At 63.0% G+C, this 18,703-nt stretch carries 16 protein-coding genes; 13 read left to right on the top strand and 3 right to left on the bottom strand.

The window, feature by feature from the left end:
- Positions 1-9 precede the first annotated feature (9 nt).
- Entirely contained in the window at positions 10-2,190 is a 2,181-nt protein-coding gene (locus tag GY33_RS0113865) for an ATP-dependent helicase (RefSeq protein WP_031387907.1), read from the bottom strand.
- Between the two features lie 169 nt (positions 2,191-2,359).
- Positions 2,360-3,760 carry an alkaline phosphatase family protein gene (locus tag GY33_RS0113870; RefSeq protein WP_031387908.1) on the bottom strand — a complete coding sequence of 467 codons (1,401 nt, stop codon included), beginning with the start codon at positions 3,758-3,760 and terminating at the stop codon, positions 2,360-2,362.
- A gap of 280 nt (positions 3,761-4,040) precedes the next feature.
- On the opposite strand from GY33_RS0113870, the gene GY33_RS21405 reads away from it, so the two are divergent.
- The 3 genes from GY33_RS21405 (at position 4,041) to GY33_RS0113885 (ending at position 8,772) form a co-directional block, all read left to right on the top strand.
- A complete protein-coding gene (locus GY33_RS21405; RefSeq protein ID WP_153304589.1) occupies positions 4,041-4,199 on the top strand; it encodes a hypothetical protein in 159 nt (52 codons plus the stop codon).
- A 389-nt stretch (positions 4,200-4,588) separates the two neighbouring features.
- On the top strand, positions 4,589-5,485 hold the full coding sequence (locus GY33_RS19315) for a MogA/MoaB family molybdenum cofactor biosynthesis protein (RefSeq protein WP_084185181.1): 897 nt from the start codon (positions 4,589-4,591) through the stop codon (positions 5,483-5,485).
- Positions 5,482-8,772, top strand: a complete 3,291-nt coding sequence (locus GY33_RS0113885; protein ID WP_031387910.1) for a UvrD-helicase domain-containing protein — start codon at positions 5,482-5,484, stop codon at positions 8,770-8,772. The genes GY33_RS19315 and GY33_RS0113885 overlap by 4 nt, the downstream gene beginning before the upstream one ends.
- 151 nt (positions 8,773-8,923) lie before the next feature.
- Here GY33_RS0113885 and GY33_RS21445 read toward each other — a convergent pair whose 3' ends face one another.
- Positions 8,924-9,070: a hypothetical protein gene (locus GY33_RS21445; RefSeq protein WP_162834856.1), complete on the bottom strand. Its 147-nt coding sequence runs from the start codon at positions 9,068-9,070 to the stop codon at positions 8,924-8,926.
- A gap of 180 nt (positions 9,071-9,250) precedes the next feature.
- On the opposite strand from GY33_RS21445, the gene cbiR reads away from it, so the two are divergent.
- The 10 genes from cbiR to GY33_RS0113940 are packed head-to-tail and all read left to right on the top strand — an operon-like array spanning position 9,251 to position 18,653.
- Positions 9,251-10,114: a cobamide remodeling phosphodiesterase CbiR gene (gene cbiR, locus GY33_RS0113895; protein WP_031387911.1), complete on the top strand. Its 864-nt coding sequence runs from the start codon at positions 9,251-9,253 to the stop codon at positions 10,112-10,114.
- Positions 10,111-10,635, top strand: a complete 525-nt coding sequence (locus GY33_RS0113900; RefSeq protein WP_031387912.1) for a bifunctional adenosylcobinamide kinase/adenosylcobinamide-phosphate guanylyltransferase — start codon at positions 10,111-10,113, stop codon at positions 10,633-10,635. Before cbiR ends, GY33_RS0113900 begins: the two co-directional genes overlap by 4 nt.
- Position 10,636: 1 nt before the next feature.
- Positions 10,637-11,644 carry a DHH family phosphoesterase gene (locus GY33_RS0113905; RefSeq protein ID WP_031387913.1) on the top strand — a complete coding sequence of 336 codons (1,008 nt, stop codon included), beginning with the start codon at positions 10,637-10,639 and terminating at the stop codon, positions 11,642-11,644.
- Positions 11,645-11,683: 39 nt separating this feature from the next.
- Positions 11,684-14,347, top strand: a complete 2,664-nt coding sequence (gene polA, locus GY33_RS0113910) for a DNA polymerase I (protein WP_031387914.1) — start codon at positions 11,684-11,686, stop codon at positions 14,345-14,347.
- 42 nt (positions 14,348-14,389) lie between these two features.
- Positions 14,390-15,586, top strand: a complete 1,197-nt coding sequence (locus GY33_RS0113915) for a pyridoxal-phosphate-dependent aminotransferase family protein (RefSeq protein ID WP_031387915.1) — start codon at positions 14,390-14,392, stop codon at positions 15,584-15,586.
- A 60-nt stretch (positions 15,587-15,646) separates the two neighbouring features.
- Complete coding sequence (locus GY33_RS0113920; protein WP_084185182.1) at positions 15,647-16,024, top strand: DUF1844 domain-containing protein; 378 nt, start codon at positions 15,647-15,649, stop codon at positions 16,022-16,024.
- Between the two features lie 33 nt (positions 16,025-16,057).
- Positions 16,058-17,137, top strand: coding sequence for an N-acetyl-gamma-glutamyl-phosphate reductase (argC, locus tag GY33_RS0113925; protein ID WP_031387917.1), 1,080 nt, complete (start codon positions 16,058-16,060; stop codon positions 17,135-17,137).
- 54 nt (positions 17,138-17,191) lie between these two features.
- Positions 17,192-17,413 carry a hypothetical protein gene (locus tag GY33_RS0113930; RefSeq protein WP_031387918.1) on the top strand — a complete coding sequence of 74 codons (222 nt, stop codon included), beginning with the start codon at positions 17,192-17,194 and terminating at the stop codon, positions 17,411-17,413.
- Positions 17,410-17,838, top strand: a complete 429-nt coding sequence (locus GY33_RS0113935; protein WP_035272225.1) for a type II toxin-antitoxin system VapC family toxin — start codon at positions 17,410-17,412, stop codon at positions 17,836-17,838. Before GY33_RS0113930 ends, GY33_RS0113935 begins: the two co-directional genes overlap by 4 nt.
- Before the next feature lie 35 nt (positions 17,839-17,873).
- Positions 17,874-18,653 (top strand): prepilin peptidase, encoded by a 780-nt coding sequence (locus GY33_RS0113940; RefSeq protein WP_031387920.1) that lies wholly within the window; start codon positions 17,874-17,876, stop codon positions 18,651-18,653.
- Positions 18,654-18,703: the final 50 nt, after the last annotated feature.

Genomic DNA, 18,703 nt, shown 5'->3' on the forward strand with positions numbered 1-18,703 from the left:
CTTCCCGCCTCAATCATCCATGGTCAGGAAGTCGGCCATGATGGTCTTCAGGCCGAAGCCGGTGAAGTTGACGCGGTAGCGGTTGGGGGGGAGGAATTCGACGATTTTGCCGCGGCCGAAGATCTTGTGTCGGCAGTAGCCGAAGGTCTTGGGATCTTTGGGGGCATGGGAAGGTTGAGCCTCGCCGTCGCCACGATCCGATGGAGCCGACCGCGAGAACGTTTCGGGCGCGGCTAAGCGGGATCCGGACCGGCCGGCCTTGGCTGCGTCGCGGGGGTTAAGGGTTCCAAGGTAGTCTTCGCGCCATTCCTCATAGCACTCCCGAGGCAGTTCGCTGACGAAGAGGCTCGGCATGGCCGGTTCGCTGCCGCCCTGGAAGCGGTTGTAGACCGACGAGGGCACGAACAGGCCGAGATAGTCCCGGGCTCGGGTGCAGGCCACGTAGAGCAGGCGGCGTTCCTCTTCCAGGTCGTCGGCCTTGTCCAGGGCATGCCGGGACGGGAAGCGGCCGTTGACCAGGTCGATGATCAGCACGGACTTCCATTCCAGCCCCTTGGCCGAATGGACCGTGGACAAAACCACGTAATCCTCCTGCTCGGAATCCACTTCGCCGCCCTCCTCCGGGCTTTCCAGGGTCAGTTCGGCCAGGAAGGCGTCCAGGTCGTCGAAACCCGCCGCTATCTGCTGGAGTTGGTCCAGCCCGGCCTGGCGGCGGGGGTAGTCGTCCGGATAGCGCTCCTGAAACAGGGGGCGGTAGAATTCCAGGATCCGCTCCAGGGCCGCGTCCGGAGCGGGCTTTTCCCGGCGCAGGTCATTGATCAGGGCGAAGGCCGCGGCCACGTCCGGAAACTTCTTCTCCACCTGGGCGACCTTCTTCTGGTCGCCTTCCAGCAGGGCCTTGCAGAACCCGGTACAGGTCTTGGGGCCCAGGCCCTTGACGTGGACCACGGCCCGCTGCCAGGCGGGCAGGTCCGCCGGGTTGGCGACCAGGCGCAAATAGGCCAGCACGTCCTTGATGTGCGCGGCCTCGGTGAACTTCAGCCCCCCGAACTTGCGAAACCGCAGGCCGATCCTGTTCAGGAGCATTTCCACGGGATAGGATTGGAAGCCGGCCCGGAAGAGCACGGCAATGTCCCGCAGCCGGCAATCCCTGGACAATTCCAGAATCTTGTCCACCACGGCCTTGGCCTGGGTCTGGTCGCTGATGGTGTGGATCAATTGGGGCTTGGGGCCCTCGGCGCGCCGGGAGAAGAGGTTCTTCTCAAATCTGGTGGTCGCGTTTTTAAGTAGGGCGTTGGTCAGATCCAGAATGGGCTGGGCCGAGCGGTAGTTCTCTTCCAGCCGGACGATGGTCGTGTCCGGATAGGTCTTGGGGAAGGCCAGAATGTTGCGCACCTCGGCCCCGCGAAAGGCGTAGATGGACTGGGCGTCGTCGCCCACGACCATCATCCCCCGCCCGTCCCCGGCCAGCAATTGGACCAGCCGGGCCTGGACCCTGTTGGTGTCCTGGAACTCGTCCACCATCACATGGCCGTGGCGCATGCGCAGGAATTCGGCCAGGTCCTCCCGCTCCCGGAGCAGGCGTTCCAGGTTGAAGAGCAGGTCGTCGTAGTCCATCAGCCCGTGGCGCGGCTTGAACGCGGCATAGGCCTCGGCGATGAGCCGGACGTCCCCGGCATAGGGCAGCAGATGCGGCGACTCCTGCTCCAGAAGCTGGGCGAGGTCCACTTCCTTGTTCCGGGATTTGCTGATCAGCCCGAGAATGGTCGCTTTTTTGGGAAAAGCCTTGTCGCCCTTGCCCAGGTTCAGATCGTTGCGGACTTGGCCGAGAACCTCGCGCATGTCCGGGGAATCCATGATCGTGAACCGGTCCGGATACCCCAGGGCCGGGGCGTAGCGGCGCAGGACCGAGCTGGCGAAGGAGTGGAAGGTGCCTCCGGCCACGCCCCCCAGTTCCCGCCCGATCAGCCGGGCGGCCCGGTGCAGCATTTCCTGGGCCGCCTTGCGGGTGAAGGTGAGCAGCAGGATGTTCTCCGGGGCCACGCCCTGCCGGACCAGGTAGGCTAGGCGGTAGGCGATGGTCCGGGTTTTGCCGCTGCCCGCCCCGGCGATGACCAGGAGCGGCCCCTGGCTGGAGTGCACGGCCTGCCACTGGGCCGGATTAAGCTGCTTTTGAAAGTCGATGGTCATGGTTGGCGTCCCGGCTCAGCTGAGTGTTGAAAATGTCCTTATCCACAGTCCGTTCAAAAACCCCAAGTGCAAGAAGCAAGAAAAGTGCAAGGTCGAAGCGTATTTATTCATACGTGAGAGCTTGAACTTTTTGCAGCGACGCAGCAATTGAGGGTTTTTCAACGGACTGTCACCGGGAAAGAATCAGTTTGCGGCTTACGTCAAAGTGCTCCAGGACCAGCCGGCCCACGTCCCGGACCCGTTTTGGGCCGGAATGAGTATCGGGCTCGTCGCCGGGCTGTATTTCGGGCGGGTCGGAATCGTAGAAAAACGCATCGTCCGGCGTATGGCAGCCCTGGCGGTCCTCCTTGCCGAAGACGCGGGTCTGGTCGAACTTGGCCCGGAGGGAAAAGCCCCGGTGGGGGACGCAGATCAGGTCCGGAACCGCCGGGTCGGACGGGGACGCTCCTCGCGTCGTCACGCCCGAAAGACTTTCGGGAGCGCATTCCGGATAGGCTTCCCGCCAGGAAAGCACGTCGCGGATCACCGGTCGGCCCTGCCACTCCAGGCGCGTCAGTCCGGCCCTGATCCGCTCTTCCAGGCTCGCGGCCTCGTCCGGCCCGACCCGGCCGCGGCCGAAGCGGGAAGTATGCAGATAAATCCGGCCAGGGTCCAGGGCAAAGGCCCGGCTTTGGGCGGAGATGATCCCGGCGTCCAGTTCGTGGCGCGGCGGTCCGTCGGTGACCAGCAGGCCCTGTTCCCGCAGCCAGGCGTTCAGGTCCGCCTCCATGGTCAGGGCGGTGAAGCCGTGGTCCGCCAGGACCAGCAGCCGCTTGGGCTCCGGAAGCGCGGCAAAGCGCTCCAGCACGTCCCCCACCAGTTCGTCCCAGCGGCGCAAGAAATCCAGGCTGGGGCCGTGCCAGGGGTGCGCGGGGTCTTCCAGGGCCGGGAAAAGAAAGTGTCCCAGACGGTCTGTTTCCGTGAGCACGAAGACGAACAGGTCCCAGGCCAGGTCGGGCCAAAGCAGGTTCAGGGCGGCCCGCCTGCCGCGCAGGGCGCGGTCAAGCTCCGACAGCAGATAGCCCGGGTCCGGACCGCTTCGGGTGGTGTCCGCTTCCAGGACGTACCCGGCGCAGCGCAACTGGTGGGCCAGAAAGGGCGGAAAAACCGCCAGGTTCAGGTCGTGGGCCACGAAGCCGGACACCAGCATGCCCTTGATGGGCCGGGCCGGATAGGTGTTGGGCAGGTTGATCACCCGGCTGGTCAGGCCGTGGTCGCCCAGGCGGTCGAACAGGGTCCGGGCCCGGACCTGGGAGAAGTCCGCGAACCTTATCGCGTAGTCCTGGGGATCAAGCCGGGTGAAGCCGAAAATGCCGTGCTCCTCCGGCCCGGCGGCGGTGAAAAAGGAGGTCCAATTCACCGGCGAGAGTTCCGGCAGCTCGGCCAGGATGGGGCGGGCTTGGGGAGTCAGGGCGATGCGGGCCAAGTTGGGCAGATGTCCGGCTCGGCACAGGCGGCAGGCCGTGGAGTACGGGAGGCCGTCCAGGCCGAGGACGATCAGTCTGGGACGGCGGGGAGTCGGGTCGTGCATGGCCGGGCCTTGTACACGGTCCGGCCCGCGCCGTCATCCGGTGCGAGGTTCCGCAACGTCCATGAAGCAGTTCCAATCGAAATCCAAATCGAAATCGAAGAAAGGTTGCCGTTTCTAATGCATCGATTTCGATCACGATTTCGATTTCGATTTGGATCAGGCTCCGATATGTGCGGGATAGAGGTCAAATACTCCCGCGGGTCTTCAGCCGTTCTTGACATTTGCCTGGACATTGACCAAACACCACGCATGTGAACTTAATTACAAAGGAGACGACCTTATGGGCATTACGGAAATCATCCCCACTTTGATCGCCAACGCGGCCAAGGAAGCCGATCTTTCCAGCGTAATCGGAGTCGGGTTCATCTTCACCTATCTGACCGTGATCGTGATCACCGCGCTTGTCCGCATCAAGCAGGGCAAGCACATGGATCACTAATCGCTTCTTGTCTTCAATCCGGCCTTAAGGGCGCCCAGCCCAAAGGGGCTTGGGCGGCGATTTGGCCCCTCGGTCCACGGCCAAAGCTTCATCCGTGCGGGCGGGGGGCTTTTGTCGTTTGGGCGTCCCCATGGCAGTCCGTTGAAAAACCCCAATTGCTGCGTCGCTGCAAAAAGTTCAAACTCTCACGTATGAATAAATACGCTTCGACCTTGATTCGATTGCCAGGACGGCAATCGAAAATGTGGTGCTGCCACAGCCCGCAGGGGCCGGACACAGGACGTGTCCGGATAGCTTTTTTTGCTCCTTGCACTTGGGGTTTTTGAACGGACTGCCGGATAAGGACTTTTTCAACACTCAGATAGCTTCCGACACCAACGGGAATCGCCATGCAATTGCGACTCAGCGCCATGCGGCGGGAGAATTTCGCTTCGGGGCAGCGTCTGGCCGTGGTTTGCGGCCGGGACCTGGAGCCGGATGCGGCTTCGGGCCTGTTTCCCGGTTCCTATCTGATCGCTGAAACGCCGCCGTTGCCCGGCGTGGGCGTTGTCTTGACCCGGCCCGGCCAGGTCGGGAGCCTTCAGGTGCTGGGCACGTTCCGCCGGCCGGACCCCGTGGCTGGCCTGCCGAGCCGGGAAGGGCGATGGGTCCAGGTGCTGGAGGCGTTCCAAATCGAACCGGGAGGGCAATCCTGGACCGCGACCAAATGCGGCCACAGTCTGGCCTGGATCACGCTGAGCGACAAAGGCTACGCCGGACTCCGCGAGGACCGGGCCGGACCGCTGATCGTCGAGGTCCTGGACAAACAGTCCGGCGGTCCCTTGGAACTGGCCTGGGCCCAGGGATTTCTGCTTCCCGACGAGCCCGGAAGGCTGCGCTCGCTGCTCACGGAACTGGCTCTGGAACAGGGCTTCGACCTGATCGTGACCACCGGAGGCACCGGGGTCGCGCCCCGGGACACCACCCCGGAGACCACCCTGGCCGTGATTGAAAAGCGTTTGCCCGGCATGGAAGCGGCCATGCTCCAGGCCAGCCTGCGCAAGACCCCGCATGCCGTAATTTCCAGGGCCGTGGTCGGCATTCTCGGACGCGCCCTGATCATCAACCTGCCGGGTTCGCCCAAGGCGGTTCGGGAGAATCTCGAAGCCCTGCTGCCCGCCCTGGATCACGCCCTGGCCAAGCTCCAGGGCGATCTCTCGGACTGCGCCACGGCGCATCCCTTGAACTGCGCCACGGCGCATTCAAACGACGTCTCCCCCAACAATCACCCAGTGATTCCCGAATGACCTCCGACCTGTTCCGCGCGGACCTGCACATCCACTCCCGGTATTCCCGGGCCACCAGCCGCGGCCTGACGCCAAGCCACCTGGCCGCCTGGGCCCGGGTCAAAGGCCTGGACGTGGTGGCCACCGGGGACTTCACCCACCCGGGATGGCTGCAAGAGCTGGAGGAAAGCCTGGAAGAGGACGGCTCCGGACTGCTGGTTCCCCGCCGGGAGGCGGACCTCTCGGCGGAGATTCCCTGGCTGGAGTCCGTTGCTCCGGCTCGCGGCCCAAGTCCGGTCCGGTTCATGCTCTCCGCGGAAATCAGCACCATCTACAAACGCGCGGGCCGGGTGCGCAAGGTCCACCATCTGGTGTACGTTCCCGGCCTGGAGCAGGCCAGGGCGTTGAACGCCAAGCTGGGTCAAATCGGCAATCTGGGCTCGGACGGGCGGCCCATCCTTGGCCTGGACTCGCGCCATCTCCTGGAAATGGTCCTGGAACTGCACCCCCGGGCCTTCCTCGTTCCCGCGCATATCTGGACGCCCTGGTTTTCCCTGTTCGGCTCCAAGTCCGGCTTCGACGCCATTGAGGAGTGCTACGGAGAACTGTCCTCGGAAATTTTCGCCCTGGAGACCGGGCTGTCCTCGGACCCGGTCATGAACTGGCAGTGGAGCGCCCTGGACCGCTTCCGGATGATTTCCAATTCCGACGCCCATTCCGGCGAGAAGCTGGCCCGGGAGGCCAACATGTTCCGCGGCGAACCGAGCTTCGAGGGCATGTACCAGGCCCTGCGGGGCGAAGGGGAGAGCCATGCCTTTCTGGGCACGGTGGAGTTCTTCCCCGAGGAGGGCAAGTATCATCTGGACGGGCATCGCAAATGCGACGTGGTTCTGTCCCCCGGGGAAGCCAAGGCCCGGGGCAATATCTGCCCGGTCTGCGGCCAGCCCCTGACTTTGGGCGTGCTGCACCGGGTGCTGGAGCTGGCCGATCGGGAACAGCCACTCCAGCCTCCGAATCAGCCCGGATTTCAGTCCCTGGTGCCTCTGGTGGAGCTGGTGGCGGAGATTCTGGGCAAGGGCCCGGCCACCAAGACCGTGCGCCGGGAGTACGCGGCCCTGGTCGCGGGCTACGGCCCGGAGCTGGACATTCTCGGTGAATTGCCCCTGGACGATATCGCCCGTCGTCGCCCTGCCCTGGCCGAATCGCTGCGCCGGATGCGTCAGGGCCGCGTACTGCGCCAATCCGGATATGACGGCCATTTCGGTACGATTTCCATGTTTACGCCCCAGGAGCAGCGGGAACTGCGGCGGGGTCGCGCTTTTTTCGCGACGTCGCCAGTGGATGCCCGGCCCGTGGGTGTTTGGCCTGGAGCTTCCGAGCCGGAATCTCCCTATGGAGCCGAGGCTCCATCGCGGCTTCCTTCGGAAGCTTCCGGCATGGATACACGGCCCGAAGCCCGGATGGAGTTCAACGCCGAGCAGGACCGGGCCCTGCGGGCCGGGCCGCGGCCGGTGCTGGTTCTGGCCGGGCCGGGCACGGGCAAGACCAGGACCTTGATGGGTCGGATCGTCTATTTGTTGCAAAAAGGGGAGCAGCCCCGGCGGATGCTGGTGGTCACCTTCACCCGACGGGCGGCCAACGAACTCCGCGAACGACTGATTGCCACCCAGGGCGAGGAAGAGGCCCTGCCCCAGGCGGATACCCTGCATGCCGCGGCCTACGAGGTCTGGACCAGGGTTCAGGGCGAGGCCCCGGTGCTGCTCTCCGAGGACGCAGCCCGGCGGGTTTTCGCCGCTGCCAATCCGGAACTCGGTCCGGCCGGGGTGAAGCAGGCCTGGAATGATCTCTCCCGGGCCAGGGAAGGCCGTGTGGTGCCAGGCCCAGGTTTTGGCCCAGGTTTTGGCCCCGGTGAGGACGACGAGAGTGCGGCGGAAAGAGCGGAGCTTGCGGCCCGGTACGCCCGCCAGAAGCAGGACTGGAACCTGGTCGATTACACGGACCTGCTGGAGTTCTGGCTGGCCCAGGCCATCGGGGAACGGGCCCATCACCCCTATGCGCACATCCTGGTGGACGAGGTGCAGGACCTTTCCCGGTTGCAGTGGGAGCTGCTTCAGGCCCTCGCCCCCCAGGACGGATCCGGGTTCTGGGCCATCGGCGACCCCCGTCAGAGCATCTACGGCTTCCGGGGCGCGGTGGAGGACATCGCCGCGACCATGCGGGCTCGCTGGCCCGATCTGGAAGTCGTCTCCCTGAGCCGAAACTACCGCTCCGCGGAAAATCTGGTTCGGCTCTCTGGAATGGTCTTTCCGGGCGTGCAAGGCCTGTTGGCCGAGAATCCGCGTCCGGGGCGGATCGCCCTGTTTCAGGCCTCCAGCGCGGCCCGGGAGGCCGCCTGGATCGCCGACCAAACCCGGACGCTGTTGGGCGGGAGCGCCCATTGGGAAGCGGATCGGGGAGCCCAGGGCGGCCTGAGTCCCGGAGACGTGGCGGTGCTGGTCCGGATCAAGGCCTTGATCCCGCCCATGGTTCAGGCCATGCAGCGCCGTGGGATCCCCTGTTCCGCGCCCGAAACCGAGCCGTTCTGGAAGGAACCCCGGGTCGCTCTGCTGCTACAGGCTGCCTCGGAACTGCTGGGGCTCGGTCGGGCGGAGGATGCCGATCAGGACGTCCTTACACAGCATGTTCAGGGTCATGTTTTGGAGCAGGCCCTGGTACAGGGGCCCGTGGCGCTGGCGGCGCACCTGCAGGAGGTGCCGCCCTTTGACCGGCTGTTCTGGCAAGGCAAGGAATTTTTGCGCCTCAAGGAGGCCTACGCCCGGCACAAGGGCTGGGCCGGATTGCTGACCTGGATCAACTTCCACACCGAACTGGAACTGGTCCGCGCCCGGGCCGAAACCGTCCAGGTGATGACCCTGCACGCCTCCAAGGGGCTGGAGTTCGAAGCCGTCTTTTTACCGGCCCTGGAGGACGGCCTGCTGCCCATGGTGGGGCTGGGGCAGTTGGGCGGTCGGGATGCCGGGGAACCGCCCCAGGAAGGCGTTCTTGGTCAGCCGTCCAGTGCGCCACTCAGTTCGCCATCCAGTTTTATTGGGGACCTGGAAGAGGAGCGACGGCTGTTCTATGTCGGATTGACCAGGGCCAGGCAATGGCTGTTTCTCAGCCACGCGGAAAAACGCAATCTGTTCGGTCGAACCCTGCGGCTCAAGCCGTCGCGTTTTCTGGGGGATCTGCCCCGAGACGAGATGCGGTGCAGCAAGACCGTGCAACAGGTGGTCCGGCGGGAAAAGCGGATGACGTTATTTTCTTGATGGGCGAGAAACCGTGGTTTTGCAACGGCTTTCGGGGTGACGGAGCGTGTCCGCCTAGCAAATATGTCGGCGGATTTGGCGACGAGTCTGTCGGACGGAGTCGAAGCGTCCGGGCAGGCTCGATGGGCACGGCAAGGAGTGACGCGAGAAATCAGAATCGGAAAGCGCGGTAGACAAAGCGCTCGTACACCGTGCAGAACCGTTGGGCCGTGCAGGTGTTGACCCCGATTTCCCGCAGTCTACAGTAGACGTGCAAGGGATTGAAGTAGTGCTGGACGAAAAAGCGAACGGTACGCATTGATCTGGGCCTTGGGAAGCGGTGCGAAAAACTTGCTGTGCGGGAGTCATTCAACGTTATTAGTGCAAGGCGGATGCCATCGCCCCAAGGACTCCAGCGTGCTGAGAGCTTATTGCTGTGATTTTTTTCCCATGTCAACTCCACGTTTAAGAAAACGTGCGTCCCCACTGAAATCCGACCATGCCCTTTTCCGGTCTCAGTCCACACTCCAGGTTGAAATGTGCAAAAATTGCCGCGCCCTCTTTCGTCTGGCCGGCGCATATCGCCGAGAACTGCCGGCGGCTCGAGCCTCTGGTGGACGAAGTGGGGCTGCTTTTTTTTCAGTCCGAAGCCTGTCTGGCCTACACCGAACGCGACCTTCCCATTTGGCTGGCTGAAACCGGCCTCGGGTTTCACGTCCATCTGCCGTTGGATCTCCCCTGGAGCGAAGGGCCGGAGCGGGCCTGGGAGATCGTTTCCGGGCTGCGACGCAAGACCGCGTTTCTCCAGCCTTGGGCCTTCGTGCTGCACCCGCCTGAAATTGGGCCGGGACCGGTTTTTACCGACCAATCCAGGCAACTCCGGGTTTGCCCGCCGCCGGGAAATGGCGTAGCCTTCGGCCAAGGTTTTGACTCTCTCGCGGAGTTCGCCCGTCTTTGGGAGCAAAGGGAAAAGCAGGGTGGCGGATGTTCCGGGGAACTGCTGCTGGAGAACACCAGGGAAAACGACCTGGTGGACTCGTGGCCATTGATTCAATCCCTCAACCTGGGTATCTGCCTGGATCTGGGGCATCTGCTGATCCACGATCAACAAACCCACCGTGTGCCGGGGATCTGGTCCCAAGTGCGCATGGTGCATCTCAGCGCGCCCGGCAAGCCTGGCCCGGACGGACGCCCACGGGACGGGCATTGCTCCCTGGCCGCGCTGGACCACCGGGGCCGGGCCCTGCTGGAGGAAATCCTGGGGCGGATTCGCCCGGACTGCGTCTTGATGCTGGAAGTATTTGAACCGGAGGGGTTCATGGAATCATTGAACATGCTTCGCTGGGTGACGGTTCGCGGATGATCTCCCTGATTCTTGGAGGAGAAAAATCCGGCAAGTCCGCCTGGGCCCTGGAGCGCCTGCTTCAGGCGGACGGACCGCATCTGTTCGTGGGCACGGCCGCGGCCCGGGACATGGAAATGCGTCGGCGCATCCGCGAGCACCGCCGCCTGCGGCCTCCGCATCTGCCGGCTCTGGAAACGGATATCGAACTGCCCGAGGCGCTGCGTCGGGAACGGGCGGAGCATGGGGCCATCCTGGTGGACAGCCTGGACTTCTGGCTGTTCGCCTGTATCCAGGCCGACCAGGAGGACCGGCTGCGAACCGAGTTTCTGGACTGCCTGCACGAGAGCGCCTCAGAACAAGTCGGGACGCATCTGCTTTTCGTCAGTTCGGAAATCGGCTTCGGTCCGATCCAGGCCACGCCCGAGACCCGTCGCTTCGTACGCTCGCTGGGTCTTTTGAATCAGCAGATCGCGGCCCTGGCCGACGAAGTGATCCTGCTGGTCGCCGGGTTGCCCCTTTGGCTGAAAGGAGCGCGGTAGCATGGGCTACTTTCGATCCTTGGACACGAAGATCGAGGCCTTGAGCGGGTTGTGGCGCAAGTCGGACCGCTGGCTGATCCTGATGAACGCGGACCCGGACGCTCTGGCTTCAGCCCAGGCCTTGCGCCGGATCATGGCCCGCAAGGTGGCCGCGGTGGACTGCGCCCAGGTCAACGAAATCTCCCGGCCGGACAACCTGACCATGATCAAGGCTCTGCGCATCCCCACCCAACGCCTGACCCCGAATCTGGCCGTGCAGTACGACCACTTCGCCCTGGTGGACTCCCAGCCCCATCACCATCCGGCCTTCAAGGACTACGCCTTTTCCCTGGTCATCGATCACCACCCACTGGTTCCGGAAAACCCGGTGGAGGCCGAATTCAAGGACATCCAGCCCGGTTACGGGGCCACCAGCACCATGCTCACGGAATATCTCTATCGCCTGAAGATCCGACCGGGGGAACTACTGGCCACGGCCCTGCTCTACGGCATCAAGACCGACACGCAGAGCTTTGAACGGCAGTTCTCGGACACCGACGTCCGGGCCTTCCGCTACCTGAGCAAGTTCGGCAACCTGAACCTGCTGCGCAAAATTTCCCGCAGCGAGTTCCGACTGGACTGGCTGAAATATTTTTCCCTGGCCTTCCGCAAGCTGCGGGTGAACGGCCATTGCCTGCACGTGTTCATGGGGCGGTTGGACTCCCCGGACATCCTGGTGATTCTCGGGGATTTCTTCCTGCGGTTGTACGGGATTTCCTGGACCGTGACCTGCGGGGTCTGTGACGACACCCTGGTCTTGATCTTTCGCGGCGACGGACTGCATCGGGACATGGGCAAGCTGGCCAACAAGCTGTTCGGCGACGTGGGCTCGGCCGGAGGCCACGCGACCATGGCTCGGGCGGAAATTCCGCTGGCCAACATCGGCGAGCACGACCCCGAGGAGTATGTCTGGCACCGTTTGCGTTCCGCCAAGCGTAAAGTTGCCAAGCCTGCTCCAAGCACATTCTGAACGTCTTCAGAGCGTTTGCAAAGCGTTTTTCGCCTTCCCATGAGTCTGAAATCCCGCCTGAACCTCTCCACGGACCCGGTGTTCCTGATCGACGGAACCTCCTTTCTGTATCGGGCCTTTTACGCCTTTCCGGACCTGAAGCGCTCGGACGGCTTTCCGACCAACGCCCTTTTCATCGTCCTGCGCCTGCTGTTGCGCCTGCATCGCGAGGAACGTCCGCGATACGCCGGTTTTTTTCTGGACGGACGCGGCCCCACTTTTCGCCATGAATTGTTCACGCCTTACAAGGCCCAGCGCCCTAAGACCCCGGAAGCCCTGGTCCAGCAGATCGAGCCGTTGGTCCGGGGGGTGGGACTGTTCGGCTTGGCCGCCCAGGTGTCGGAAGGGGTGGAGGCGGACGACCTGATCGCCAGCCTGTGCAGGAAGTTCAAGTCTGAATGCCCGGTGGTTATCGTCGGCTCGGACAAGGACCTGTTGCAATGCCTGGACAAGAATGTCGTGATCTGGGACCCGGGCCTGAAAAACGAAAAGCTGGTCACCAACGAATCCTTCCGCCAGGAACACGCCATGACCCCGGAGCAGTGGCCGGATTTCCAGGCCCTGACCGGAGACAGCACGGACAATATCCCCGGTATTCCCGGGGTCGGCCCAAAGACCGCCATGGGCCTGATGCAGCGCTTCCCGACCCTGGAGGCTTTGCGGGACAACGTGAGCGAGCTGACGCCCAAGGAGCGCAAAAAGGTCGAACCCGAGCTGGAGCGGATTTTTACCTACCGGGAACTGACCCGCCTGCGCACGGACCTGCATCCGGACGCCCGGCTGGAAGATTACCGCTGCCGGGAATGGGAGGGCGAGCGGCTGACGGCGTTTCTGCGCGAGTATGAGTTCCGGTCCCTGGAGCGGGAGCTGGCGGCCTTGTCCGCTTCTGGAGAGACAACCTCCGAATCCTCCGAATCTGGCCGACTGAGCCAAGGAGAGTTGCTGACCTCGAAGACCCAGAAGGCGACGAAACGTTCAGCCGCGCACCGAAACCCGAAAGACGACCTTGCGGACGAACAGGCTGTGGAACGAACCGAGGTTCTGCCGAATTTTTCCGGAAAACGGGTCGGGGTGGCCGCGGACCGGGACGGCTGGCGACTGGGGCTGGAAGGGCGTGAACTCCTGTGGGGTGGAATGGGCAGGAAGGCGACCAGGGAATTGGCTGACGCGTTGCGTCCGGCGGCCCTGGTCGCGGCCCATTCCTGGAAGGAACTGCTGATTCAGGACGCGGACTGGTCCGGAGTGCCCATGGACCGGCGTTTCGACGTCAGTCTGGCCGCTTACCTGCTCCAGCCCGAGGAGCGCGACTACAGCCTGACGGCGCTGGTTCGTCGGTACGGTCATGAGTTGGCCGATACCGCCCAGCAGGGCGAGGAATCCCCCGCCCTGCTGACGTTGAGCCTGGCTGAGGCATTGGGGCGCAGCGTGGAGCAGGCCGGGTTTTCCGAGCTGATAGCCACTTTGGAGATGCCCCTGGTCCCGGTGCTGGTGGACATGGAGCGGGCCGGGGTGCTGCTGGATCAGAAGGCCTTGAAAGCCTTCCTGAGCGAGGTCCAGGCGGGATTGGAACGGCTGTCCAAGTCCATTTCCCAGCGGGCCGGAGGGCCGTTCAACCTGCGTTCCAGCCAGCAGATGGCCGAGGTGTTGTTCAAACGCCTGGGCCTGAAGACCGGGCGCAAGACCCCCGGCGGCGGCAGGTCCACCAGCGTGGAGGTCCTGGAGCGGCTGGCCGGAGAGCATCCAATCGTTCCGGAGATTTTGGAATACCGCAAACTGGAAAAGCTGCGCTCCACCTACCTGGAGCCGTTGCCCAAGCTGGCGGATCAAAACGGCCGGGTGCATACCACCTTCAACCAGTTGGCCGTGGCCACGGGGCGGCTGTCCAGCAGCAATCCGAACTTGCAGAACATCCCGATCCGGGGCGACCAGGGGCGGCGGATGCGGGCCTGCTTTACCGCGCCGTCAGGGCATGAGTTGATCAGCGCGGACTATTCCCAGATCGAGCTGCGCGTCCTGGCCCATCTTTCCGAAGATCCGCACCTGCGGGAACTGTTCGGCCGGGGCGTGGACGTCCACTCCGGTACCGCGGCCATTTTGTTCGTCAAGGAGCCGGAGCAGGTCACCGCCGAGGAACGGCGCAAGGCCAAGACCATCAACTTCGGGCTGCTCTACGGGATGGGGCCGCAAAAACTGGGCCGGGAACTGGGCATCAACCAGCAGCAGGCCAAGGACTTCATGGCCCTGTACTTCACCCGGCTGCAAAAGGTCCGGGATTTTTACGAAGAGGTGGTGGCCAAGGCCAAGGAGCAAGGGGCGGTGTTTACCCTGGCCGGAAGGCGTCGGACCCTGCCGGACATCAACTCCCGCAACGACAATCTGGCCCAGATCGCCCGGCGCATGGCCATCAACACCGTGGTCCAGGGCTCGGCCGCGGACATCATCAAAATGGCCATGATCCGCGTTCACGGCGATGAAGCGCTGCTTGCGAGCGGAGCGCGGATGATCCTTCAGGTCCATGACGAACTGCTGCTGGAAGCTCCGGACACGGAAAGCCAAGGGGTCGGCGAACGAGTGGCCGAGCTGATGGCCTCGGTCGTTCAACTGGACGTCCCCCTGGTGGTGGATTGGGGGCGAGGGCCGAATTGGGCCGTGGGACATGAATGAGGATCGATCTTATTTGACGACAACCGAAAAGGAACGAACCGAATGCGCAACAAGCTTCGTTTGCTGACCCCGGGACCGACGCCTCTGCCCGAGGAGGTCCGTTTGGCCCTGGCCCAGGATATGGTCCATCATCGCAAGCCCGGATTCAAGGCCGTCTTGCACCGGGTTCAGGAGGGGCTGCAATGGCTGTTCGGGACGACACAACCCGTGCTGCCGCTGACTTGTTCAGGCAGCGGGGCCATGAACGCCGCAGTGTGGAACCTGTTTCTACCGGGCGAGCGGGTGTTGGTGGTGGAGGCCGGGAAGTTCGGCCAGCGCTGGAAGGACATCGCCCTGGCCCGGAGCCTGGAAGCCACGGTGATCGATCTGCCTTGGGGCCAGGCCGTTTCCCCGGAGGCGATCCACGATGCCCTGGAAGCGGATCCGGCCATCCGGGGGGTGCTGGTCCAGGCTTCGGAGACCTCCACCGGGGTGCTGCATCCGGTGCGGGAGATCGCGGAACTGACCCGGAACCGGGACGTCCTGCTGGTGGTGGACGGCATTTCCGCGGTGGCCATTTCCCCGTGCCCCATGGACGAATGGGGCGTGGACTGCCTGCTGACCGGTTCTCAGAAAGGCCTGATGCTGCCGCCCGGCCTGGCCTTCATCGCTCTCAGCGCACGGGCCTGGGCCGCGGTGGAACGCCATTCAAGTCCTGGGGCGTGTCCTATTGCCTATTTCGACCTGCGCCGAGAGCGGGAAAACTGCTTGAAGGATCAGACTCTGTTCACTCCGGCCATCAATTTGTTGAACGGCCTGGACGTTTCGCTGCGGCTTTTCCGGGAACGCGGGCTGGGGGAAATCTACCGCAAGCAATGGGCCCTGACCCAACTGACCCGCACGGCGGTTCGAAGCCTGGGGCTGGAACTGCTGGTGCAAAAGCGGTACACATGGGGGCTGACCAGCATTCTGGTCCCCGCGGGTCTGGACGGACAGCGGCTGCTGCAAATCGCCGCCGACGCCTACGGCGTGGTCATGGCCGGGGGACAGGATCATCTCAAGGGACGGATTGTCCGCCTCGGGCACATGGGTCATGTGGACTTCGCGGACGTTTTGGCCGGATTGTACGCCCTGCGCCAGGCCTTCAAAGCGTGCGGCGGGCACACGGCCAGCCGGGACTACCTGGAAGCCGGTCTGGCCGCCTACGAGCAAGCCCTGGATCCGCGGAGCGTTCCAGGGGAAGAGCCGGAGAGAATCTGAGCGAAACCGGTCGGGTGCATGGACTCCCGTCCGGCGGGCACCCGACAAGGAAGGTGAACAATGACCGAAGAGATCAAGATCACGGATCGACGCGTCGATCATGGCAAGGAGGGCGCGGAGCAAGGGGCATCGGCCGTGGAACAGGCCCAGGCGGACCACCAGGCCGGGGCCGGAGCTTTCCAGGGCTGCGTGATGCCCCAGGTTTGCTTCCCCACCTTTGTTCTTTCCCTGAGTTCCTCGGCCTTGGTCCATCTGGGCGAAGTGCCGGATCCGGAAACCGGAAAGATCTCCGAGAATATCGAAATAGCCAAGCACACCATCGACATCCTGGCCATGCTCGAGGAAAAGACCAAGGGCAACCTGGATGTCGAGGAATCCAAATTGCTCAAAGACATGCTCTTCGAATTGCGCATGCATTACGTGCGCAAGTCGTCGTAACGAGTTTTTAAATCATTAATCGCAGAGAGAACCATGCAACGCATTCCCGTCGGACTCGTGGGCGTGGCCGGATATACCGGCATGGAACTGTGCCGGCTTTTGGCCGGGCATCCGGAAATGGAACTCGTTCGGGCCACCAGCCGGAGCGAGGCAGGCAAGACTTTGGGACGGCTGCTGCCCCATCTGGCCGGGACCGGCTTGGCCGAGTTGGTGGTCACTCAGCCGGACACGGATGATCTGGCCGAGGTCTGCAAGCTGGTCTTTCTGGCCGTGCCCCACGGGACGGCCATGGACATGGCCGCGGAGCTGCTCCAAAAAGGCGTCCGGGTGGTGGACCTGAGCGCGGACTTCCGACTCCGTGATCCCCAGGTCTACGCCCAGTGGTACAACCTGGAGCACCGCCATGCCGATCTGCTGGATCAGGCGGTTTACGGCCTGCCGGAGCTGTACGCCCGGGACATCGCCCGGGCGGACCTGACGGCCAACCCCGGCTGCTATCCCACCAGCGTCCTGCTGGCCCTGGCCCCGGCCCTGCAGGTCGGGCTGGTGGAGCCGGACGGGATTGTTGCCGATTCCAAGTCCGGGGCCTCCGGGGCCGGGCGCAAGGCGGCCACGGCCACGTTGTTCTGCGAGGTCCACGACACCTTCCGGGCCTACGGCCTGGGCAAACATCGCCACACCCCGGAAATGGAGCAGGAAATGGGCAAGCTGGTCGGGGCTCCGGTGGTCTTGTCCTTCAATCCGCACCTGCTGCCCGTCGACCGGGGCATCCTGTCCACGGTCTACACCCGGCTGACCCGGTCCGTCACCGGAGAAGAAGTCCAGGAACTCTACCGCGAATTCTACTCCAGCCGTTCCGAGACCCTGGGCCCGACCGCCGGGGCCTGGGTGCGCGTCCACCCGCAAGGATCATGGCCGGAAACCCGTTTCACCCGCGGAACCATGTTCTGCGACCTCGGCCTGCTGGTGGATGCGCGGACAAACCGGCTGGTGATCGTCAGCGTCATCGACAACCTCTGCCGCGGCGCATCCGGCCAGGCCCTGGCCAACGCCAACCTGATGCTGGGCTTCGACCCGGCCCTAGGTTTGCCTGTTGCGCCTTTGGTGCCGTAATTGTCGGGTGATGAGAGCGGGAGAGCCAAAGCTTTGAGAGAAAGGGAGGTCAACATGCCAACACTTGAAAGCGTGAAGCAGCAGTTGGAAGAACTTCCTCCGGAATTGCTTCTCAATGTGGAGTTGTTTTTGAAAAATCTTCATGAGGATCGTGCTGGTCAGGAACCGGAAAATCTTCTGGAAAAGTTATCCTCATACGCTATCGCGGAGGATGATCTCCCACATGATTTGGCCCAAAATCATGATCACTATTTATATGGGGCACCCAGGAAATGAGTGTTCGTGTTTTTCTGGATACGGGCTATCTCCTTGCCTTGGTTCGGAAAAACGACCAGCATCACCAAGCGGCTTTGGCTGGGGCTGCCCGATTTACCGGGCCATACACAACAACCTCCCTGATATTGGTTGAGCTTGGGAACAGTCTTGCCGCTCCAGCATACAGAAATGTGGCGGTGGCCGTGATTGATGAGCTCAAAGCTGACTCACGGACGACCATCGTGGAGTTCAATTCGGGGTATTTTGAGAAAACATTCGATCTGTACAGAAATCGAATGGATCAGGGCTGGGGGTTTGTTGATTGCTTCTCGTTTCTGATCATGGAACATTATGGCATCCACACGGCCCTTTGTTTTGACAGCCACTTCAAACAGGCCGGGTTCGCTACTCCGCTGTTGTCTGAAGCGGCTTTTAGAACCCACTGAAGTGCTTGACCTCTTGGACATGATATGAGCTTGCCATGACTCCATTGATTTCTTTTTTTCCCCTCATCGCCCTGGCTCTCGGTCTCGTCCTGGGCAGTTTCTACAACGTCTGCATCCATCGCTATCTGACCGGGGAATCCATTGTCCTGCCGGCTTCGCATTGTCCGCGTTGCCGCAACGCGCTTTCCTGGTGGGAGAACATTCCGCTGATCAGCTTCATCCTGTTGCGCGGGCGGTGCCGGGCTTGCAAGGAGTCTATTTCCTGGCGTTATCCCATCGTGGAGGCGGTTTCCGGAGTCTGGGCCCTGCTGCTGGCAGTGCAATTCGGCCTGGGCTGGGAATGGCTCTTGTACATGATCGTCGGCGGATTGCTGATCATCATGAGCTTCATCGATTTTCAGGAATTCATCCTGCCGGACGTGTTCACGTTCCCTGGAGCAATGTTGGCTTTTGCCGGGACGGCGTTGCTGACCAACATGCCCTGGGTTGACTCCCTGTTGGGCGCGGTGATCGGCGCGGGGGCCTTCTGGTTGTTGCAGAAAGGGTATTATTTGCTGCGCGGAGTGGAGGGGCTGGGAACCGGGGACATCAAGCTGATGCTGATGCTCGGGGCCCTGGTGGGGTGGCAGGGGCTGCCGATGATGATTTTTCTGGCCGCGTTCACGGCCCTGGCGGCCAGCCTGGGCTACATGGCAAAAAATGCCCATCAGGGCATGCAGACCCGGATTCCCTTCGGCCCGTTCCTGAGCCTGGGAGCCATGCTTCAAATCTTGTACGGGCCGGTGTTAATGCAGCTTTTACTGCCCTTGGCGTAGCTCGGGGCGTATTCAGTTAGATGGGTTCGCATCGAACTTGACCCATGTCG

The organism is Desulfonatronum thiodismutans (assembly GCF_000717475.1).
Classification (GTDB): Bacteria; Desulfobacterota; Desulfovibrionia; order Desulfovibrionales; family Desulfonatronaceae; genus Desulfonatronum; species Desulfonatronum thiodismutans.